This is a genomic window from Gordonia sp. UBA7599 (assembly GCA_002477755.1).
Lineage (GTDB): Bacteria > Actinomycetota > Actinomycetes > Mycobacteriales > Mycobacteriaceae > Gordonia.
On record DLKD01000094.1, the window covers coordinates 1 to 4,755 of the forward strand.

Annotated in this window: 6 protein-coding genes and 1 pseudogene; all 7 read left to right on the forward strand. The window is 68.8% G+C overall.

Translation table 11 applies throughout. The annotated features are described in order from the left end of the window. Window positions 1–534: pseudogene (gene carB / locus B4L26_RS10950) on the forward strand (carbamoyl phosphate synthase large subunit); the annotation flags it as partial. Further along, window positions 531–1,364, forward strand: a complete 834-nt coding sequence (gene pyrF, locus B4L26_RS10955; protein WP_290718901.1) for an orotidine-5'-phosphate decarboxylase — start codon at window positions 531–533, stop codon at window positions 1,362–1,364. The pseudogene carB and the gene pyrF, both read left to right, overlap by 4 nt. Window positions 1,365–1,712: 348 nt before the next feature. Next, entirely contained in the window at window positions 1,713–2,030 is a 318-nt protein-coding gene (gene mihF / locus B4L26_RS10960) for an integration host factor, actinobacterial type (RefSeq protein ID WP_290718903.1), read from the forward strand. Next, the gene (gmk, locus tag B4L26_RS10965; RefSeq protein ID WP_290718905.1) at window positions 2,023–2,616 is read left to right on the forward strand and encodes a guanylate kinase; all 594 of its coding nucleotides are present in this window, start codon (window positions 2,023–2,025) and stop codon (window positions 2,614–2,616) included. The genes mihF and gmk overlap by 8 nt, the downstream gene beginning before the upstream one ends. Before the next feature lie 65 nt (window positions 2,617–2,681). Further along, window positions 2,682–2,978, forward strand: a complete 297-nt coding sequence (gene rpoZ / locus B4L26_RS10970; RefSeq protein WP_290718907.1) for a DNA-directed RNA polymerase subunit omega — start codon at window positions 2,682–2,684, stop codon at window positions 2,976–2,978. Between the two features lie 16 nt (window positions 2,979–2,994). Then, window positions 2,995–4,239, forward strand: coding sequence for a bifunctional phosphopantothenoylcysteine decarboxylase/phosphopantothenate--cysteine ligase CoaBC (gene coaBC / locus B4L26_RS10975; protein ID WP_290718909.1), 1,245 nt, complete (start codon window positions 2,995–2,997; stop codon window positions 4,237–4,239). Between the two features lie 99 nt (window positions 4,240–4,338). Then, a partial coding sequence (locus B4L26_RS10980) for an S-adenosylmethionine synthetase N-terminal domain-containing protein (protein WP_290718910.1) occupies window positions 4,339–4,755 on the forward strand: 417 nt, incomplete at its 3' end.

Below are 4,755 nucleotides of genomic sequence, written 5' to 3' on the forward strand. Positions count from 1 at the left end.
TCGACGGGCGAGGTCATGGGCATCGACGCCGACTTCGGCCGTGCGTTCGCCAAGTCGCAGACCGCCGCCTACGGCTCCCTGCCCGCCCACGGCGCGGTGTTCGTGTCGGTGGCCAACAAAGACAAGCGCGCGCTGTTGTTCCCGGTCAAACGCCTGGCCGACCTGGGCTTCGAGATCTTCGCCACCGAGGGAACCGCGGACATGCTGCGGCGCAACGGGATCGCCTGCACCAGGGTGCGCAAGCACTCCGACCCGGAGGTGGCGGCGGGGGAGCGGTCCATCGTGGACCAGATCCGCGACGGCGAGGTCGCCATGGTCATCAACACGCCGTTCGGCAATTCCGGGCCTCGCATCGACGGATATGAGATCCGCACGGCCGCGGTCAGCGCGACGATTCCGTGCATCACCACCGTTCAGGGGGCCAGCGCAGCCGTCCAGGGCATCGAGGCGCTGCTCACGGGCAACCTGGGAGTCAAGTCGTTGCAGCACCTGCACGCGGCGCTGGTGAACGATCCGGAGGTGTCCGCGCCGTGACCGAGGCCGGTGGATTCGCCGACCGCTACCGCGCCGCGGTCGCAGCACGAGGGCGACTCTGCGCCGGCATCGACCCCCATCCCGAACTGCTCGAGCAATGGGGGCTGCCGGTGTCGGCGCAGGGCGTCGCGCAGTTCGGTGACATCTGCGTCGAGGCACTCGGCCCCGTCGCCGCCGTCGTCAAACCCCAGGTGGCCTTCTTCGAGGCGTTCGGCTCGCCGGGTATCGCGGCCCTCGAGCGCGTCATCGCCGGCTGTGGCGATGCCGGTGCGCTGGTGGTGGCCGACGCCAAACGCGGCGACATCGGGTCCACGATGGCCGCCTACGCCCGTGCCTGGCTGGGCGAGCACTCGCCGCTGCGCTCCGACGCGGTGACAGTGTCGCCCTACCTGGGGTTCGGCGCACTGGCACCGGCGGTCGACGAGGCGCTGAGGGCCGACCGTGCGGTGATCGTGCTTGCACGCACGAGCAATCCCGAGGGAGCCGCGGTGCAGCTCGCCGACGCCGCGGGCCGCACAGTCGCGCAGGGCATCGTCGACGAGGCCGCTGCACATAACACCGACGGCCGCGGCACCGTCGGGGTCGTCGTCGGCGCCACGCGCGCCCACGGGCTCGACCTGGGTGCGCTGCGCGGGGTCATCCTGGCACCCGGCGTCGGGGCGCAGGGAGCGACGGCCGCCGACCTGCCAGAGCTGTTCGACGGCGCCGACCAACAGTGGCTGCTGCCCGCCAGTTCGCGCTCGGTCCTGCGTGCGGGCCCCGATCCCGCAGCGCTTCGCGCCGCCTGCGAAGCTGCTCGCGACGACGTCGAATCGGCGCTCAAGCGCTAGTCGAGGGACGACACGCGGGAGGCTGCGGGGAATTCTCGCACCCGTACCCCGGTGTGATTCCGCCCAGGTCAGAGCTGGTTTTCTGGTGTGCACCACCCATGACGGAACTACCAGAACCCCCGCTGACCTGCGTCTATGCCGTTTGCAGTACGCCAGACGCCGTTGCCAGGGCCGTGGCGGGGTGGCGGGAACCTACCCCATGACGTTGCGGGACCTTTGGGTGGGTACCCCTCGAAATGCCTGCTCAGGTTGGGTACCGTCAACGTCGCGCCGCAGGTAAACACGGCGGCCCGCCGGTTCGTCACCGTGACCGAGCGGCGGATTCGAGAACGATTTACGGAGGAACACGTGGCCCTTCCCCAGTTGACGGATGAGCAGCGCGCAGCAGCGCTGGCCAAGGCTGCGCAAGCCCGCAAGGCACGCGCCGAGCTCAAGGAGCGTCTCAAGCGCGGCGGCACCGATCTCAAGGCCGTCCTCAAGGAGGCCGAGAGCAATGAGATCCTCGGCAAGATGAAGGTTTCGGCCCTCCTCGAGGCTCTGCCCAAGGTCGGCAAGGTCAAGGCCGCCGAGATCATGGACGAGCTGGAGATCGCCGCCACCCGTCGCGTCCGCGGCCTGGGTGATCGTCAGCGCAAGGCTCTGCTGGAGAAGTTCGACCTTGGCTGATCGCTTCGCCGAGCTTTCGACGCCGAGGGGCCGACTGGTTGTACTGGTCGGCCCCTCGGCTGTCGGTAAGTCCACCGTCGTCAACGCCGTCCGGGCCCGACTGCCCCAGATGTACTTCAGCGTTTCCGCGACGACCCGCGAGCCGCGCCCGGGCGAGGTCGACGGCCGCGACTACAACTTCGTCACCACGGCACGCTTTGCCGAGATGATCGCCGACGACGAGCTGCTCGAGTGGGCAGAGATCCACGGCGGACTGCAGCGCTCGGGGACGCCGGCGGCACCGGTCATGGCCGCGTTGGACTCCGGGGCGCCGGTGTTGATCGAGGTGGACATCCAGGGTGCCGAGAACCTCGTTGCCCGGCTGCCGGAGGCGCAGACGGTGTTCCTGGCCCCGCCGTCGTGGGAGGATCTCGTCGCCCGGCTCACCGGCCGCGGCACGGAGTCGCCGGAGGTGGTGGAGCGCCGATTGCTGACAGCGCGCGCCGAGATGGACCTCGCCGACACGTTCGACCACGTGCTGGTGAACCACGAAGTCGACTCCACTGCCGATGAGTTGGTATCCTTGCTGGTCGGGCCCGATCAGTGACGGTCACCGCCCGGCCCTTCCGAGACATTTTTGATTCGCACCGAGCATTTGAAGCAGGAGTTTGCGTGAGCACCCAGAACCTTGACGTCATCGAGATCGTCGACGCCCCGTCGTACGACACCCCGCTGGGCATCACCAACCCGCCGATCGACGACCTGCTTGACCGCGTGTCGTCGAAGTACGCCCTGGTGATCTTCGCCGCCAAGCGCGCGCGCCAGATCAACGACTACTACAACCAGCTCGGCGACGGCATCCTCGAGTACGTCGGCCCGCTGGTCGAGCCCGGTCTCCACGAGAAGCCGCTGTCGATCGCGATGCGGGAGATCCACGCCGACCTGCTCGAGCACACCGAGGGCGAGTAACGGCTCCGGCCCGGTCATGACGACTCCGGTGCGCAAGCGCATCCTCGTCGGCGTGGGTGGCGGAATCGCCGCCTACAAAGCGTGCTCGGTCATCCGGCACTACACCGAGGCTGGACACGACGTCCGCGTCATCCCGACCGCCGCCGCCCTGGAGTTCGTCGGTGCGGCCACGTTCGAGGCCCTCTCGGGCCACCCGGTGTCCACGACCGTCTTCGACAACGTCGACGAAGTGGCGCACGTACGCCTGGGCCAGGAGGCCGACCTGGTCGTCGTCGCCCCCGCCACCGCCGATCTGCTGGCGCGTGCGGCGAGCGGACGGGCCGACGATCTGCTGACGGCCTCCCTGCTGACCGCCCGCTGCCCGGTACTGTTCGCCCCCGCGATGCACACGGAGATGTGGGAGCACCCGGCGACCCGTGACAACGTGGCCACGCTGCGCCGTCGTGGAGTGGTCGTCATGCCACCGGACTCAGGTCGGTTGACCGGGCGCGACAGCGGTGCGGGCCGGTTGCCCGACCCCACCGAGATCGGCCTGTTGGGCGACCTCCTGCTCGACGACCCCGAGGCGCTTCCCTTTGACCTGTCCGGTGCACGGATCGTGATCAGCGCCGGTGGGACCCGCGAGCCGCTGGACCCGGTGCGCTACCTGGGCAACCACAGTTCGGGCAAGCAGGGTTTCGCACTGGCCCGCGTTGCCGCCGCCCGCGGCGCCGATGTCACCGTCGTTGCCGGCTCGACGTCGGGGGCGGGCAATCCCGCCGGGATCGAGCTGGTGTCGATCGCCAGTGCGACCGAGTTGTCCGACGAGATGAACAAACGGGCGCTCGAGGCCGACGTCATCATCATGGCGGCCGCTGTCGCCGACTTCCGCCCCGTCGTCGTCGCCGACGCCAAAATCAAAAAGGGCACCGCCGGCCCGGCGCCGATCGAGCTGGAGACCAACCCGGACATCCTCGCCGGCCTGGTCGCAGCGCGCGGCCGCGGCGAGATCCCTGCCTCGACCGTCATCGTCGGGTTCGCCGCGGAGACCGGGGACGACAACGGCGGGGTATTGGACCACGGGCGGGCAAAATTCAGCCGCAAAGGGTGCGACCTTCTCGTTGTGAACCCCGTCGGGTCGGGCAAGGCGTTCGGCACCGAGGACAACACCGGCTGGTTGTTGAGCTCCGCCGGCACCGAGACCGCGCTGCCGCTGACTTCCAAGACACTGCTGGCCAGCCGCATCCTCGATGCACTGGCACCACTGTTGGACCGCAGCTGACGGTCGCGGTGCGCCGGTGTCGGCGGCGGTGTGTAGGTTGGAACCGAATTCGGGCCGATCGACAGGCGATCGGCGGTTATCGAGGCTCGAGAGGGACCAATGACAATCTCGTCGCGACTGTTCACCAGTGAATCCGTCACCGAGGGGCACCCCGACAAGATCTGTGACGCGATCAGCGACTCCATCCTCGACGCCCTGTTGGCCCAAGACCCCAACGCGAAGGTCGCCGTCGAGACGCTCGTGACCACCGGCCAGGTCCACGTCGCCGGTGAAGTCAACACGACCGCCTACGCCGACATCCCGACGATCGTGCGCGAGCGCATCCTCGACATCGGCTACGACTCGTCGACGAAGGGGTTCGACGGGGCCTCCTGCGGGGTGAACGTCGCGATCGGCGCCCAGTCCCCGGAGATCAACCAGGGCCTGACCGACTCGCACGAGACGCAGACCGGCACCGTCGATGACGATCTGGACAAGCAGGGCGCCGGCGACCAGGGCCTGATGTTCGGTTACGCC